Genomic DNA, 16,677 nt, shown 5'->3' on the forward strand with positions numbered 1-16,677 from the left:
TCAAACGAAACTAAACAACCAATCACCGATACAATATCGGCAATTGGCTGTTTGAAGGTGTTTTGATCCCTGTCTCAATAACAGGGGTCAGTCCCAATATTCGACAGCTTTTTTTGTTGATTGATCATGTAAACTAAAAGAGTAACGTGAGTTTAAAAAGGAGATGGAGGATACTTATCGAAAGTAATGTGGAAACGGTCTATTTTCTTTCACTTAGCTTGATATTTTTAGTGCCTGGGAGGATGACTAATTTGCCATATGAACTTAAAACAAAAGAAACAGACAATAGTGTGACACAGTTTATTGAAGCGGTTGAAAATCCAAAAAAACGAGAAGATGCTTATAAGTTGCTGGACATTTTTACAGAGGTAACGGGCTATGAAGCGAAAATGTGGGGTACGAGTATTATCGGATTTGGTTCTTATCATTACCGTTATAGAAGCGGACATGAAGGAGATGCTCCGCTTGTGGGATTCTCTCCAAGAAAAGCCAATATCAGTCTTTATCTAGCTCCAGGTGAACCGGGGAGAGAAGTGCTGTTACAGAAATTTGGGAAGCACAAGACTGGAAAAGCATGTGTGTATATAAACAAAATCGCAAATATTGACGTAGTTGTCCTGAAACAATTGATTCGGGATTCTGTTGTTTTTCTTAGAAAGATGTATCCTGAATCTTAGAAAAGCAAGCACGGAAAAAAGCTGCCCAAAACTGGACAGCTTTTTTTCGTTGAAATAGAGTGATGTTCTTTTAATATATTCATCAATCCTCAAAAAGTAATAAATACCCATAAAATTTTTGTTGATATAGGAATGCAAATCCTGTATTCTCTAATTTATTGCGACAAAAAAATAGGATTTTTCTTCTTATTAAGAGAGATGGAGGGACTGGCCCGATGAGATCTCGGCAGCGGAACTTAGTGATTAAGTTGCTGTGCCAAATCCAGCAAGCCGATGCTTGGTAGATAAGAGGAGTGTTTTATAATTATAAGGCCTCTTCTTGTTCGTCAAGATGAGGTCTTTTTTATGCGGAAAAACCAACAAAAGACTTGTCGCATTTATTTTGGAGGTGGAAGAATGAAGAAAGGAAATCCATGGGCGCTGATCCCATTTGTTGTTTTTTTAATTTTGTTTATTGGTTCAGGGGTCATTACAGGTGATTTTTACGCGTTTCCTGTGATAGTAGCGATTATCATTGCAGGTGCTGTGGCTTTGGCAATGAATCGAAAAGAAACGTTTGCGCGAAAGGTTGATATTTTTTGCCAAGGTGCAGGAAACTTGAATGTCATGCTAATGGTCGTTATTTTTCTTTTGGCTGGAGCTTTTTCAGGAGTGACAAAAGGCATGGGTGCTGTAGACTCTACTGTTAACTTTGCGTTATCATTTGTGCCGCAAAACCTTCTTGTCATGGGCTTGTTTGTCATCGCCTGCTTTATCTCCCTGGCAATGGGCACATCAGTAGGTACGATTGTTGCACTGGCACCAATTGGAGTCGGGATAAGCGAACATACCGATCTTTCTATGGCTCTTGTAATGGCTGCAATCATTGGTGGCTCCATGTTTGGTGATAATTTATCCTTTATCTCAGATACGACCATTACTGCCGTTCGATCACAAGGTGTTCGAATGAAGGATAAGTTTAAGGTGAACTTTTGGATTGTCCTGCCGGCAGCTATTGTAACAAGTATCATCTTAGGTATTATCACCATGGGTGAAACGGCACAAGTGGAGCATGTAAGCTATAGTTGGATAAAAATACTTCCTTACATTTTGGTTATTGTTTTTGCTTTAGCTGGAATGAATGTTTTTCTTGTTCTGGCGTCAGGTATTGTTCTTGCTGGGGCTGTTGGTTTAGTGGATGGCAGTTATCATGTGATGGACCTTTTCCAAAAGATGGGCGAAGGAATGGCAGGAATGTATGAAATCGCCTTTCTTGCAATATTGATAGCAGGAATGGTCGAGGTTATTAAATATAATGGCGGAATTGACTATCTGCTTTACCTTTCCACACGAAGGATTAAATCGAAAAAGGGTGCTGAATTCAGCATTGCCGGCCTAGTTGGAATCACAGATTTATCGACGGCCAATAATACAATTTCTATATTGATTACAGGTCCGCTAGCTAAAAATATTGCGGATCAGTATGGGATTGAACGGCGGAAAACTGCAAGTATATTAGATATTTTCTCCTGCGCGATTCAAGGCCTTTTGCCATATGGAGGTCAAATACTGGCGGCTGCCAGCGTAGCTGGAATATCACCAGTCAGCATTTTGCAATACTCTTTCTATCCAGTACTCATTGTAGTCTGCGGAATCATCGCTATCCTGATCGGATACCCAAAAAAGAATAATGCCTGAAAAAATGAACTGCACAGACTTGTTACTGTGCAGTTTTTCAGTGAATTGAATTTTAGATCCACAGATAAAGATAGGTTTCAATCTCTATTCTGATTGGATCAGGACAATAATCGAAGAAGGAGAGAGGGCGTTATATGTTGTGTTCTATGTAACGCCCTTCATTATTAATCACCCCTTGGAAAGAGATTTTATTAACCATAATATACTTATGTAAACAATCTTTGTCGATTTTTTCTCAAAATTATGTCTTTCATCTAGCCAGCAGGAGAAACTCTATGATACTATTTTACCTATGTAAAGAAAAAGCGTAATGGAGAGAGACACATGAAGGTAGCAAAATTTGGTGGTAGTTCAGTAGCAAGTGCGGAGCAGCTCCGCAAAGTAGCGCAAATCGTGAAAGAAGATCAGGAGCGGAAGTTCATCGTTGTTTCTGCACCAGGTAAGCGGGATAAGGCAGATACTAAGGTGACGGATTTACTGATTGCCATTGGTGAGGCGCATAACAAAGGGGAAGACGTCAGTTCACAGTTAGAAAAAGTCCTGTCGCGTTTTTGTTCCATCGTCGAGGAATTAGGGCTGGATAATATTCTTATTGAGCAGATAGCAGACCATCTGAATGGTATCCTGGCTGATTCGATTCCTGCTGTGAATAAGATGGATGCATTGAAGGCGACTGGGGAAGATTCTCTTGCCAAGGTATTCAGTGCATATCTCAATAAATTAGGTGTGCAAGCGGCCTATGTGAATCCTCAAGAAGCAGGTTTGCTTGTGAGAGAAGAATTAGGCGGTGCACGCATTTTGGATGAGAGCTTCGAGCTTTTATACAAACTTCGCGACCGTGAGGGTGTGCTGGTCATTCCTGGTTTCTTCGGTTATACGAAGGAAGGGAAGCTTGCGACATTCCCAAGGGGTGGTTCGGATATTACTGGCTCCATCGTAAGCGCAGGCGTCAAAGCTTCATTGTATGAAAACTTCACCGATGTAGATAGCGTGTACAGTGTGAACCCGAATATCGTTGATCATCCAAAGGAAATCAATACATTGACTTACCGTGAAATGCGGGAATTGTCTTATGCAGGTTTTTCGGTCTTCCATGATGAAGCACTGATTCCAGCGTTCCAGGCGAAAATACCTGTGTGCGTGAAAAACACAAACAATCCTTCCGCACCGGGAACGATGATTGTTGCAAAAAGGGAAGTATCAGGTAATCCTGTCATTGGCATTGCAAGTGATACTGGCTTCCTGAGCATCTATATCAGCAAATACTTGATGAACCGGGAGCTTGGTTTCGGCCGGAAGTTATTGCAGATACTCGAGGAGGAAAACATTTCCTTCGAGCATGCACCTTCGGGTATCGATGATATGAGTGTCATCCTCAGGGAAAGTCAGCTGCCGCCGGTTAAAGAAGCGGTGGTCGTCCACCGTCTCAAAGAGGAACTGAATGCCGATCAGGTGTCCATCGACCGTGATCTTGCGATGATTATGATTGTCGGGGAAGGGATGATCGAAACAATCGGTGTCTCCAGTACAGCGACAAAGGCATTTACCGATGCGAATGTGAACATCGAAATGATCAACCAAGGCTCCTCTGAAGTATCCTTGATGTTTGGTGTCAAAGCCGATCAGATCAATGAAGCTGTACAATCATTGTATAAAGCCTTTTTCCAAAAATAAAAAATCCGGACAGCGTCTATAATAGCGTTGTCCGGATTTTCTTTTTAATTTTACTCAGCGGAAGCTGAAGCCCTGCATAATCGTTGATACCTCTCTCAGAAGCCAGCTTCAGTAAGTAAACGAATACTTCGGCTGTCATTTTCGCATCCGTCAGTGCATGATGACGAACGAGCTGCTGGATTTGGAAGCGGCTGATTAAGCTGTCCAGGCGACTTTGCCTTCTTTTGAAAAACATCCTCGCCATGATTTGGGAATCAAGCGTGTAACATGACAATGGCGGCAGTTTATACAACTTCAGCATCGTCTGGATGAACCGGATATCGAAGGAAGCTGGATGGGCGACAAGAATGGTATCTTTACTGTAATCCAGGAAACGTTCCATCACTTCCGGGAAAGACGGCGATGCTTCTAGCTTGTCAGGATCCAGTTTGGTAAGTTTGATGATTTTCTTCGGCGTCTTCAGCATCGGCTTTGCCATTTCATAGAACGCATTATTTGACTGAATGACATTTCCCCTCAGGCGAACAGCTCCGATTGAGATGACTTCATGTCCCAAGTCAGGAAATATCCCGGTCGTTTCCAAATCGAAGACAGTAAAAATTTGTTCCTCAAAAGGGACTTTCCGAAGAGAAGGGGGCGGTCGATAATCAGTGAGCTTTTCATGCAGCCGTTGATGGGTGGGCGTATTGATATGTGCTTTACTTTTTATATGCTGTGTAATCTTTCCATAGAGTATATAACGGAATAGCGGAAAATCGATCATCATCCGTTCACCTTATTTCTATTAAGTCTCAATTCAAGTCCTTGCTGCATTCCTTTGGCAGCAGCAAGGGCATTTTTAAGCGTTTGCTTCTCTGACTTGTTCAGTTTTTTGAATGAAATCTGTGTAGAAAGCGGTTGGCCTGCCTCCAGCTGCTGCAAGTTCAGCTTTAAACGGAAAATGAGTAATTCATGAAGTGCCTGTGCAGCCATGTCTGTGTCATTTTTGGACATATGATCATTCGATGTCAGGTTATGAAGCCGACGGATCGTATGGACATCTTCTATACCATAACCGACAGCATAAACGCGTACAGCGTTGACAATCTGCATCATGGCAGATTGTTTCAAATTCAAGTATCTTTCTTTCGAACTGGTGGAAACACGCCCGAATGCTTGCAAAGGAACGCGGATTTGCAATGTATCATGTATCAGCATCGGTTGTAGTCTAGCGGCATGCTGCATGCTATGTGTCAATTTCCGGCGAAGTTTAAATGCCAGATCGAAATCACCGTATACTGGCCGGAAATCAATGAAAATCGTAAAATCCCGTACTTCCTGGGCATCCAGATTTCGCAGCCAATCATCGATCATATCCGACCATTGTGACAAGGAATGCCGCCATTTCTTTTCCTTGGCCATGATTCCACCGCTGCATAGAGGGAAGCCACAGGCATCCAGCATGTGGTTGATTTTTGCTGTCAATCTTTCGAAATAACTTTCTATTTCGTCTTTGTGCTTCAATTCATCATAATCAGCAAGAATGATCCCGTTGTCTTGGTCGGTGCTGAACCCTTGTTCTTTCCGGCCTTCACTGCCCATTACGATAAAGCAGTAGTTTATTTTCGGGCGGCCATAGCCTTCTGATACCATTTCCCTTTCAGCGAGCTCGATAACCTGACGGTGCAATCGATCATTATAACTGGAAATCAGTTCGGCAATGTCATAGCCATACATGCGTTCGTCCACGAGTTGTTGAATGAACAGCTGGAATTGCTTATTGTTCATAGGGCTTAGGCTGGCCAATGTTTCGATTGAATCAGCGTTGGCAACCCTGTATGTGAGCTCGAAATAAACACTGTTCGAAACGTTCAGGAAAGAGGACTGACGAATAAATCCGACTGCCCGATTTCGGTGCAGCACTGGTATAGCGGCTGCGGGATGATGTTTCAAATACGATAGAGCATCATAAATGAAATCGTGTTCCTGCACAAAGTAATAGTCTTTGTTCATGATCTGTCCCGCTGGCGCATCCATTCTGCCATTTTTCAAGGCGTCGAATATTTGCCGATATCCGATCATTCCTTCGATATCCTGTTTGTTCCTGCTTACGGCAATTCCTTCCATTTCAGCGTTTTGGAGCAGTTCTGCCGCTGCATAGACTGTTTCTTCTGGATGTATGAAAACAGGGCGCTCCATGAAGCTGGACACCCTTTTCTTGTAAAGGGCAGGTTCCGTTTGGTCAGACAGATCGCTTGTTTTGTACTTTACTTCCTCATACAAGCTTTTCATCAATTGACTGACTCTCTCGAAAATTGCATGAGAAAAGTGGGCGTTCTGCTGCATTGCCTGCTGGAAACTTGCCTTTGGGAAAGCGATCGATTTCGTATTTTCAGCTGCTTGTACTGCAATTTGCATTTCTTCTTGAGCCAATACTGTTAAAAGCCCGGCTAAATCACCTGGATAATCATATCGGACGGCAACTTGTTTTCCGTTAGCTTGATAAATGAAATTTTTTGCAACACCTGCTACAAAATAATGCACGCTAGTATGAGCGGCGTCTTCGTTTGCAGTAATGATATATTCATTTATTTGGAATTCCTTAATTTCTGCCTGGTCAAATAAAGCAATTCTTTCTTTGACCTCTAAAAGGGAAAATGGCAGGGTCTTAGCGTATAATACAGCTAGTTCTTTCAAGTTAAAGTCACTCCTTGCATGTCAAAAATCTTATTATTGCTAATTTCTGCAGGGTAGTATACGCTATATATGTGCAAAACTTTGCAGGATGTGATCATGTTGAAACATTTACTCATTATTGGTGCCGGAGAGGAAGCAGTTCAATTAATTAAACTGTTCCAGCGATCAGAGTCTTTCCGGATAGCCGGTTTGGCCGTTAAAAGCCCGAGCCCGATTATAAAATATCAAGCAGAACGACTGAATATCCCACTTTGGAAAGACGTGACGGCAGAATCGCTTGAGCAGGTCGACTTTGTGCTGGAAACCTCAGAAAGACTGGCAGATTATCTTGATCCGACAAACTGCAAGGCAGAGATCATATCTGGACAAAGTGCACAACTGATGCTTGCATTCGCATCTAAAGAAGATACAGAGAAAATTTCTACATATAATAACCAGCAATTTCGCAGTAAAACGCTGGAGTACTTGCATGAGGGGGTCCTGTGCATCGATCGCCGGGACGAGATTATGTATGTAAACGAAGCAGCTGAAAAACTGCTTGGCAAAAAGAAACCCCAGCTAATAGGGACACCCATAGAAAATCTACTACCCGATTCAAGGCTTCCCGAAACCATCCGGACAAGAGAGCGTTTTGTGGATGAACAGCTCACGCTAGAGAACGGCAACCAGATTGTCTATACCTGTGCGCCGCTTGAAAATGATCAGGAGGCGGTGACAGGGGCTTTCATGGTGATGAAGAAAACGGCCGACATCGTTGCCCTTGCCGAAAAACTTACCGATGCCCGGGAAGTGAAATCGATGCTGGAAGCAATCATTGACGCTTCGCAGGAGGCGATCAGTGTCGTTGATGAAAATGGTATCGGTTTGATTGTCAATCCAGCCTACACAAGGCTCACTGGCTATACACCGGAGCAAATTGTCGGAAAACCGGCGGTGACGGATATCATGGAAGGGGAGAGTTTGCATATGCAGGTTCTTCGGACACGCAGACCAGCTGCAGGGGCCAGGATGCGGGTCGGGAAACATGGGAAGGAAATGATGGTCAATGCGGCTCCGATCATTGTCGATGGAAAGCTGCGGGGAAGTGTCGGCGTCCTGCATGATATTTCGGAACTGCATGAATTGCAGGATGAAGTGCAGCGCGCCCGTAAAATCATCCGAAGTCTGGAAAACAAATACACGCTGAAGGATGTCGTTTCCGATTCGGATAGCATGCAAGTGACACTTGAGCAGGTCAAATTCGCTGTCAATGCTGACGCACCTTGTCTTTTGCGCGGCGATGCCGGTGTGGGAAAAGGGATGTTTGCTGCCATCATCCATAATGAAAGCAAAAGACGCCATCGGCCGTACATTCGCATCGATTGTACAATCGGCAAAGAAGAGCTTTTGGAGAAACAACTATTCGGATCCCTGCGTGGCAGTCATGCAACCGGGATGATCGAAAAAAGTGATGGCGGGACTCTTTTCCTTGATGATGTCGATAGTATGCCGCTCCGAATACAGCAAAAGGTATCGGATTTCATGGATACAGGTGAACTGAAGCTTGCTTCCGGTAAAACGAAAACGGTGGATGTAAGGATTATTGTAAGTGCACGTCATCCTTTGGAAAGGGCAGTTTTTGAGAAACGATTTCATGAGCCGTTTTTCGAGAAATTGAAACGAATCACAATATATATTCCAAGCTTGGCTGAACGGAGGAAGGATTTCGCAGGGTTGTTATCCACAATCGTCCACAAGCAAAATCACTTGCTTCAGTCTTCAGTTCAATCGATCTCTGAACCTTCAATTGATGTATTGAAAGAAAAGAAATGGACCCATAATGTAAAAGAATTGGAAACAGCGGTAGTGCAAGCGATGACATTCATGGAGAAGACCGAACATGTCATCCTGCCAAAACATCTCCAGATTTCCCCGGGTGATAGCCCATCAAAGGCAGGAACCCTGCAGGAACAAGTGGAAATGTTGGAGAAGCAACTGATAGAATCTGCCTTGCGAGCGAATGACTACAATAAGAAAGCGACAGCGGATCAACTAGGTGTATCAATCCGGAATCTTTACTATAAGATGGATAAGTATGATTTTGATAGAAGTGGCATGCAAGATTTTTCGTAATGGGGAAGGAAGAATACGATGCATAAATTTACCGCTCTTGAAAAGATGGCAGCCACAAAGCGGGGGAGTACGATAGCAATTGCGGCAGCAGATGACCCATCCATTCTTAAAGCAGTGAAGAATGCTGTCGATCAGCAGTTGGCATCCTTTTTACTGTATGGGGATATCGACCGTTTAAAACGTTTCATGAAGGAAGAAGGACTGAGTGAAGATAGGATCACCTGTATTCACGCCTCGACTGCAGATCGGGCAGCAGATATGGCAATAGAAGCTTGGAAATCGGATAAGGCGGATTTACTGATGAAAGGTATTGTCAGTACGGATGTATTGGCAGGAAAGATATTGAAGGACAAATCGATGATCAAGTCCGGAAGTATCCTGTCACAGTTGGCTATATTCGATATTCCTTCTTATCATAAACTGCTTTTTTTGACGGATGCGGGAATCAATATCGCACCATCGATAGAGGTAAAGAAAAAAATCTTGACCAACGCTGTATCTGTTTTTTATAAGATGCTCCACTCGGCACCGAAAGTTGCTGTTCTTGCAGCCACAGAAAAGGTGAATCCGGCCATGCCGGCAACGACGGATGCTGCGCTGCTAACAGTCATGCAGCAGCGTGGTCAGCTTGAACATTGCCAAATAGATGGTCCGCTCGCATTGGATGCTGCGTTGTCTGCCCAGTCGGCTGCTACCAAGAAAATCGATTCAGCTGTTGCAGGAGATACGGATATCCTGCTAGTCCCGGAAATCGAAAGCGGAAATATGCTCTATAAATCATTTACCTATGCAGCAGGGGCAGTAAGTGCCTCTTTGCTCGTCGGAACAAAAACACCTGTCATCCTTACATCCCGTGCAGATGACAGCACGAGTAAATATTATGCAATATGCTTCGCGCTTGCGGCAGCATCCCTTGCCTAGGAGGAAATAAGATGAAAATCTTTGAAACATTGGAACAATACGATTACGAACAACTAGTCCTATGTCAGGACAAAGAATCCGGTTTGAAGGCAATCATCGCAATCCATGACACAACACTCGGCCCTGCTCTTGGCGGTACGAGAATGTGGACATATGCAACAGAAGAAGAGGCAATCATTGATGCTTTACGATTGGCAAAAGGCATGACGTATAAAAATGCTGCTGCTGGACTGAATCTAGGCGGCGGAAAAACTGTCATCATCGGTGACCCGAAAAAAGATAAAAACGAAGCGATGTTCCGTGCTTTCGGTCGTTATGTGCAATCCTTGAATGGCCGTTACATCACAGCTGAAGATGTCGGTACAACAGTCGAAGATATGGAACTGATCCATACGGAAACAGATTTCGTTACCGGTATTTCCGCTGAATCCGGATCATCAGGCAATCCGTCTCCTGTTACTGCCTATGGTGTATATAAAGGAATCAAAGCATCTGCCAAAGAAGCATTTGGCGATGATAGCTTGGAAGGAAAAACGGTTGCCGTCCAAGGTATAGGTAATGTCGCTTATGCACTGTGTGAGCACCTGCATGCAGAAGGTGCCAAACTGATCGTGACAGATATCAATAAAGAAGCAGTCCAAAAAGCAGTGGAAGCATTTGGAGCTACTGCAGTGGATCCGGATGATATCTATGGTGTCGAATGTGATATCTTTGCTCCTTGTGCGTTGGGCGCAGTGATCAATGATGATACATTGAAGGTACTGAAAGCAAAAGTAGTAGCCGGTGCTGCCAACAACCAGCTCAAGGAAGAACATCATGGACAGATTTTGTTTGAACGAGGCATCGTCTATGCACCTGACTATGTCATCAATTCCGGCGGTGTCATCAATGTCGAGGATGAATTGCATGGCTACAACAGGGAGCGTGCCCTCCGCAAAGTAGAAACTATCTACGATAGCCTGCAGCGGGTATTCGAAATCGCAAAACGTGATGAAATCCCGACAAGCCTTGCAGCTGACAGAATGGCTGAGGAAAGAATCGAAACGATGCGCAGATCAAGAAGCCAATTCCTGCGTAACGGCCATCATACTTTAAGCAGAAGATAATGACAAGGGGGAAACCGCGTGCCAACAGCAGAAAACCGTATTTTAGCGATCAATCCAGGTTCTACTTCCACGAAAATTGGTGTGTTTGATGACGAGCATAACATTTTTGAACGAGTGATCCGCCATGATTTAGAAGATATCGGCGGGTATGAGAAAATTATGGATCAGTATCAATTTCGGAAACAAATCATCTTGGATGCATTGGATTTTGAAGGCATCAATGTATCCAAGTTGACTGCAGTTTGCGCACGCGGCGGTTTGCTCCGACCACTTGAAGGTGGTACATACCGCGTGAACGAAGCGATGCTTGCCGATTTAAAAACAGGCTATAACGGCGAGCATGCCTCCAATCTTGGAGGACTCATTGCTTATGAAATCGCAAGCAGCCTTCATATCCCGGCCTTCATTACCGATCCGGTCGTAGTGGATGAACTTGCTCCACTCGCACGGCTCTCCGGCTTGCCTGGTGTAGAACGAAAAAGTATCTTTCACGCTTTAAATCATAAAGCCATCGCCCGCAAAGCTGCAGCTGCAAAGGAAAAGAGCTATGGGGAAGCAAATATCATCGTCGTGCATCTTGGCGGCGGCATTACTGTCGGTGCGCATCATCATGGTCGCGTCATCGATGTGAACAATGGTTTGAGCGGGGAAGGACCATACACTCCGGAACGTGCAGGGACGGTTCCTGCTGGTGATTTAATCGAGATGGCTGTAAGCGATGAATATACAAAAGATGAATTGATGAAAATGCTTACGACCAAGGGCGGGTTCATGGGTTATCTAGGAACAAACGACGGACGGCTTATTGCCGACCGAATCAAGAAGGGTGACCAAGAAGCAAGGTACATCTTCGAAGGTATGGTTTATCAGACCGCGAAGGAAGTCGGCGCCATGGGTGTTGTCCTGTCGGGCGATGTCGATGCGATTGCAGTGACTGGCGGGCTTGCGCATGATGATTTATTCATTTCCATGCTGAAGGACCGGGTCAGCTGGATCGCCGATGTGCTTGTGTATCCAGGTGAGAATGAGCTTCGTGCCTTGACAGAAGGTGCGCTTCGTGTCATGCGGAAAGAAGAAACGGCTAAAATTTATGCCGTATAGGAGGCAGTAACAATGGTAAGAGAATATGACATTGTCATCTTAGGAGGCGGTACCGGCGGATATGTGGCCGCCATCCGTGCTTCCCAGCTGGGCTTGAAGACGGCGATTGTAGAAAAAGCTGAGCTCGGCGGAACGTGCTTGCATAGAGGATGCATACCATCCAAGGCGTTGCTCCGATCAGCAGAAGTGTACCGGCAAACGAAGGAAGCAGCAGCTTTTGGTATACATACATCAGATCTAAGCTTGAATTTTGCAGACGTGCAACAAAGGAAAGAAGCTATCATCGATCAGCTGCACCGAGGGGTTCAGCATTTAATGAAAAAAGGAAAAATCGATGTTTTCCAAGGATACGGAAGAATCCTCGGGCCATCCATCTTCTCTCCGACGGCAGGTACCATTTCTGTTGAATTTGCCGATGGAAGTGAAAACGAAATATTGGTTCCAAAGAATGTGATTGTGGCAACAGGTTCTTCACCGCGACCTTTACCAGGCATTGAATTTGATGAAGCCAAAATCCTCAGCTCTGAAGGGGCTTTAGCTCTGTCGGAACTCCCGGAGAGCATGACGATCATCGGCGGAGGAGTCATCGGTATCGAGTGGGCATCCTTGCTTCATGATCTTGGTACAAAGGTGACGATATTGGAATACCAGGATCGCATCCTGCCGACAGAGGACGAACAAATCAGTAAAGAAATGTTTAAGCAGCTTAAAAAGCGCGGTATTTCCATCCACACGAATGTACAAGTGGAGAGTGCCGCGGCGGATGACAGCCAAGTGACGGTCAAAGCGCTAATGAATGGGGAGGAGCAGTTTTTCGTCTCTGATAAAATTCTCGTGTCTGTCGGCCGTTCGGCAAATGTTGGGGATATCGGATTGAAAAACACCGATATTCAACTGACAGAACAAGGCTACATAAAGACGAACAATTTTTATCAGACGAATGAATCCCACATGTATGCGATCGGAGACGTAATCGGCGGTATGCAGCTGGCACATGTTGCTTCCAGGGAAGGCATTATCGCCGTCGAGCACATTGCCGGCGTCCAGACCGATGCGCTGGATTACAGCATGGTTCCTGCATGTGTCTATAGCTACCCGGAAACAGCAAGCGTCGGTTTGACAGAAGCGCAAGCGAAAACGGGAGGTTATGCAGTCAAGACAGGGAAAATGAGTTTCCAGGCAATCGGAAAAGCATTGGTATATGGTGAGACGGAAGGCTTTGTGAAAATCATCGCCGACGAGAAGACGAATGACCTGCTTGGTGTTCATATGATCGGTCCGCATGTGACAGACATGATCTCAGAAGCGGCACTAGCCAAACTACTGGATGCAACGCCATGGGAAATAGGTCAGAGTATCCACCCGCATCCGACATTAGCGGAAATCATCGGGGAAGCGGCACTTGCGGTCGACGGAAATCAGATTCATGGTTGAGATATTGAAGAAAGGGGGAGCGGCGATGTCAGAAACGAGACATGCTTCTCTTGGAATATCAGACGAAAAAGTTTTGGAAATGTATAGATGGATGCTCCTGGCAAGAAGAGTGGATGAGCGGATGTGGCTGTTGAACAGGGCCGGCAAGATTCCGTTTGTCATTTCGTGTCAAGGACAGGAAGCAGCGCAAGTCGGGGCTGCCTTGGCATTGGATAAGGATATTGATTATCTTTTGCCGTACTACCGTGATTTAGGACTGGTGATGCCATTCGGTATGACAGCAAAGGATCTCATGCTATCGGCATTTGCTAAAGCAGAGGATCCCAACTCGGGCGGACGGCAGATGCCGGGTCACTTTGGGAAAAAAGCTTCCCGCATCGTCACTGGTTCTTCACCGGTAACGACGCAGGTGCCGCATGCTGTCGGTTTCGCTTTAGCGGCCAAAATGGAAAAGAAACAGCTTGTCAGTTTTGTGACTTTGGGAGAAGGTTCCTCCAACCAAGGTGATTTCCATGAAGGATTAAACTTCGCTGGTGTCCATAAACTGCCCGTGATCACTATGGTACAGAACAATAAATATGCCATCAGTGTACCGCAGGAAAAACAGCTTGGCTGCGTGAATGTATCCGATCGGGCACAAGGGTACGGTATGCCGGGCTTCACAATTGATGGTAACGACCCATTGGCCGTGTATCAAACTGTCAAAGAAGCGCGGGAACGAGCATTGAATGGGGAAGGTCCAACGCTCATCGAGACAGTCGGATACCGCCTCACACCGCATTCCAGTGATGATGACGATATGACTTACCGTGAAAAGCAAGAAGTCGAGGAAGCACGCAAGAAAGATGGTTTGCTGACATTCGGAGCATACTTGCGCGAAACAGGTGTATTGTCTGAGGAACTGGAGAACCAGATGGAAGAAGAAATCAAACAAATCGTCAATGAAGCAACAGACTATGCTGAGCATGCCAAAGATCCGGAGCCGGAATCCGCACTGCTTCATGTGTATGCCGATTAAGGGGGAGAAACGATGCCAGTAATGTCCTATATCCAGGCTATCACGCAGGCGATGCGTGAAGAAATGGAAGCAGATGAAAAAGTATTCGTATTAGGAGAAGATGTCGGAAAAAGAGGCGGAGTATTCCGGGCTACCGATGGTTTGTATGATACATTCGGAGCAGAACGCACACTGGATGCACCACTTGCGGAATCGGCGATTGCCGGAGTTGCAGTAGGTGCTGCCATGTATGGCTTGAAGCCAATTGCTGAAATGCAATTCGCTGACTTCATCATGCCGGCAGTCAACCAAATTGTCTCAGAAGCAGCAAAAATCCGATATCGTTCCAATAACGACTGGACGTGTCCGGTCACCATCCGTGCACCTTATGGCGGCGGTGTACATGGTGCTTTGTATCACTCCCAATCCGTGGAGGCAGTGTTCGCCAACCAGCCAGGCCTTAAAATCGTCATGCCTTCCACGCCTTATGATGCAAAAGGTCTCTTGAAAGCTGCCATCCAAGATCCGGATCCGGTGTTGTTCTTTGAGCATAAAAGGGCTTACCGCCTCATCAAAGGTGAAGTACCAGCTGAGGACTATACGTTGCCGATCGGAAAAGCCGATGTAAAGCGTGAAGGTTCCGATATTACGGTGATCACATACGGATTATGTGTTCATTTTGCACTGCAGGCAGCCGAAAAGCTTGCAGCAGAAGGCATCGACGCGCATATCCTCGACTTGCGCACCGTTTATCCGCTTGATAAAGAAGCAATCATCGAGGCAGCCTCGAAGACTGGTAAAGTCCTTCTTATCACAGAAGACAACAAAGAAGGCTCCATTATCGGTGAAGTGGCAGCCATCATCGGTGAAAACTGTCTCTTTGATCTGGATGCCCCGATTCAGCGACTGGCAGCACCCGATGTGCCAGCGATGCCTTATGCGCCTAGTACAGAAAAATACTTCATGGTCAATCCAGCAAAAGTGGAAGCAGCCATGCGCGAATTAGCGGAATTCTAAACGAGGTGTAATGATGATAGAGAAAATAACAATGCCAAAACTCGGCGAGAGTGTAACAGAAGGTACAATCAGCACATGGCTCGTCAAACCAGGCGATCAAGTCAGCAAATATGATGCCATTGCCGAAGTGATGACAGATAAAGTCAATGCAGAAATCCCAAGCAGTTTCACTGGCGTAATCAAAGAATTGGTTGCTGCAGAAGGGGACACAGTCGAAGTCGGAGCACTGATCTGTACCATTGAAACAGAAGAAACTGGAGAGAACCATGAAGCAGATACATCTTCTCCTGCTGTAACAGAAACAGACTCGGGATCAAACAGCCCGGCAGCAGATATAGCGATGAAGTCACGCTATTCGCCGGCAGTCATGCGCCTTGCACAGGAGCATGATCTGGATCTGACTGCAATTACAGGCAGTGGAAAAGGCGGACGAATCACGCGCAAAGATGTCGAAGCAATCATCGCATCCGGAGAAAGGCCGCAAAAACAAGCAGAATCCAAGCCAACTGCAGCTGTTACAGAATCATCTGTACCGCAAAAAGCAGAAGCGGTTGAAAAAACACAAACAATGGCTACCGGCAATGCTATACCGGTTTCCGGCGTAAGAAAAGCCATTGCCAACAATATGGTGAAAGCAGCGACAGAAATCCCGCATGCTTGGATGATGGTGGAAGTGGATGTTACCGACCTGGTTGCTTACCGCAATAAAGTAAAGGATGCATTCAAAGAAAAAGAAGGATATTCGCTGACATTCTTTGCTTTCTTCGTTAAAGCTGTCGCGCAGGCACTGAAAGAATTCCCGCAGCTGAACAGCTCTTGGGCGGGTGATAAAATCATTCAGCATGATGAAGTCAATATTTCCATTGCGGTTGCGAAAGAGCAGGAGCTATTTGTACCGGTTATCCAATCTGCAGATGATCTGAGTGTCAAAGGCATCGCAAAGCAGATTACGAACCTTGCGAAAAAGGCCCGCGCCGGCAAACTGACTGCTGCTGACATGCAAGGCGGTACATTCACCGTCAATAACACAGGTTCTTTCGGTTCGGTTCAAAGCATGGGAATCATCAATCATCCGCAAGCGGCAATCCTGCAAGTGGAATCGATCGTGAAGCGTCCAGTGATCATCAATGATATGTTCGCCGCTCGTGACATGGTGAATTTATGTCTCAGTCTTGATCACCGTGTGCTGGATGGTTTGATTTGCGGTCAGTTCATGGCGAGGGTCAAAGAAATTCTCGAGAACGTATCCGAATCGACAATGCCGATTTACTGAAGTATAGAAATT

Annotated in this window: 13 protein-coding genes and 1 riboswitch; of the genes, 11 read left to right on the forward strand and 2 right to left on the reverse strand. The window is 45.4% G+C overall.

The features are described from left to right. Window positions 1-242: 242 nt before the first annotated feature. The 3 genes from BLQ53_RS15735 to BLQ53_RS15745 all read left to right on the forward strand — a co-directional run bounded on the left by BLQ53_RS15735 (window position 243) and on the right by BLQ53_RS15745 (window position 4,028). Window positions 243-677: a DUF1801 domain-containing protein gene (locus BLQ53_RS15735; RefSeq protein WP_093728266.1), complete on the forward strand. Its 435-nt coding sequence runs from the start codon at window positions 243-245 to the stop codon at window positions 675-677. Between the two features lie 183 nt (window positions 678-860). Next, a riboswitch (SAM riboswitch) is annotated at window positions 861-968 on the forward strand. Between the two features lie 54 nt (window positions 969-1,022). Then, window positions 1,023-2,354: a Na+/H+ antiporter NhaC family protein gene (locus tag BLQ53_RS15740; protein WP_093728267.1), complete on the forward strand. Its 1,332-nt coding sequence runs from the start codon at window positions 1,023-1,025 to the stop codon at window positions 2,352-2,354. 324 nt (window positions 2,355-2,678) lie between these two features. Beyond that, a complete protein-coding gene (locus tag BLQ53_RS15745) occupies window positions 2,679-4,028 on the forward strand; it encodes an aspartate kinase (protein WP_093728268.1) in 1,350 nt (449 codons plus the stop codon). Window positions 4,029-4,044: 16 nt separating this feature from the next. Here the strand turns inward: BLQ53_RS15745 and BLQ53_RS15750 are convergent, their stop codons facing one another. Next, window positions 4,045-4,791 (reverse strand): 3'-5' exonuclease, encoded by a 747-nt coding sequence (locus BLQ53_RS15750; protein WP_170829734.1) that lies wholly within the window; start codon window positions 4,789-4,791, stop codon window positions 4,045-4,047. Beyond that, a complete protein-coding gene (locus BLQ53_RS15755; RefSeq protein WP_093728270.1) occupies window positions 4,791-6,704 on the reverse strand; it encodes a DUF294 nucleotidyltransferase-like domain-containing protein in 1,914 nt (637 codons plus the stop codon). The genes BLQ53_RS15750 and BLQ53_RS15755 overlap by 1 nt, the downstream gene beginning before the upstream one ends. Window positions 6,705-6,800: 96 nt before the next feature. Here BLQ53_RS15755 and BLQ53_RS15760 point away from each other — a divergent pair, with 96 nt between their 5' ends. Genes BLQ53_RS15760 through BLQ53_RS15795 form a run of 8 tightly spaced genes read left to right on the forward strand, consistent with a single transcriptional unit; the run spans window position 6,801 to window position 16,665 of the window. Then, the gene (locus tag BLQ53_RS15760; RefSeq protein WP_170829735.1) at window positions 6,801-8,816 is read left to right on the forward strand and encodes a sigma 54-interacting transcriptional regulator; all 2,016 of its coding nucleotides are present in this window, start codon (window positions 6,801-6,803) and stop codon (window positions 8,814-8,816) included. 18 nt (window positions 8,817-8,834) lie between these two features. Further along, window positions 8,835-9,737, forward strand: coding sequence for a phosphate acyltransferase (locus BLQ53_RS15765; protein WP_093728272.1), 903 nt, complete (start codon window positions 8,835-8,837; stop codon window positions 9,735-9,737). Between the two features lie 11 nt (window positions 9,738-9,748). Further along, window positions 9,749-10,843, forward strand: a complete 1,095-nt coding sequence (locus BLQ53_RS15770; RefSeq protein WP_093728273.1) for a Glu/Leu/Phe/Val family dehydrogenase — start codon at window positions 9,749-9,751, stop codon at window positions 10,841-10,843. A gap of 18 nt (window positions 10,844-10,861) precedes the next feature. After that, complete coding sequence (gene buk, locus BLQ53_RS15775; RefSeq protein WP_093728274.1) at window positions 10,862-11,944, forward strand: butyrate kinase; 1,083 nt, start codon at window positions 10,862-10,864, stop codon at window positions 11,942-11,944. Between the two features lie 12 nt (window positions 11,945-11,956). Beyond that, on the forward strand, window positions 11,957-13,378 hold the full coding sequence (lpdA, locus tag BLQ53_RS15780; protein ID WP_093728275.1) for a dihydrolipoyl dehydrogenase: 1,422 nt from the start codon (window positions 11,957-11,959) through the stop codon (window positions 13,376-13,378). After that, entirely contained in the window at window positions 13,371-14,396 is a 1,026-nt protein-coding gene (locus BLQ53_RS15785) for a thiamine pyrophosphate-dependent dehydrogenase E1 component subunit alpha (RefSeq protein WP_425288315.1), read from the forward strand. The genes lpdA and BLQ53_RS15785 overlap by 8 nt, the downstream gene beginning before the upstream one ends. A gap of 12 nt (window positions 14,397-14,408) precedes the next feature. Further along, entirely contained in the window at window positions 14,409-15,392 is a 984-nt protein-coding gene (locus BLQ53_RS15790; RefSeq protein ID WP_093728277.1) for an alpha-ketoacid dehydrogenase subunit beta, read from the forward strand. A gap of 10 nt (window positions 15,393-15,402) precedes the next feature. Next, window positions 15,403-16,665 (forward strand): dihydrolipoamide acetyltransferase family protein, encoded by a 1,263-nt coding sequence (locus BLQ53_RS15795; protein WP_093728278.1) that lies wholly within the window; start codon window positions 15,403-15,405, stop codon window positions 16,663-16,665. Window positions 16,666-16,677 lie beyond the last annotated feature (12 nt).

This window comes from Terribacillus halophilus (assembly GCF_900101385.1).
GTDB classification, from domain to species: domain Bacteria; phylum Bacillota; class Bacilli; order Bacillales; family Amphibacillaceae; genus Terribacillus; species Terribacillus halophilus.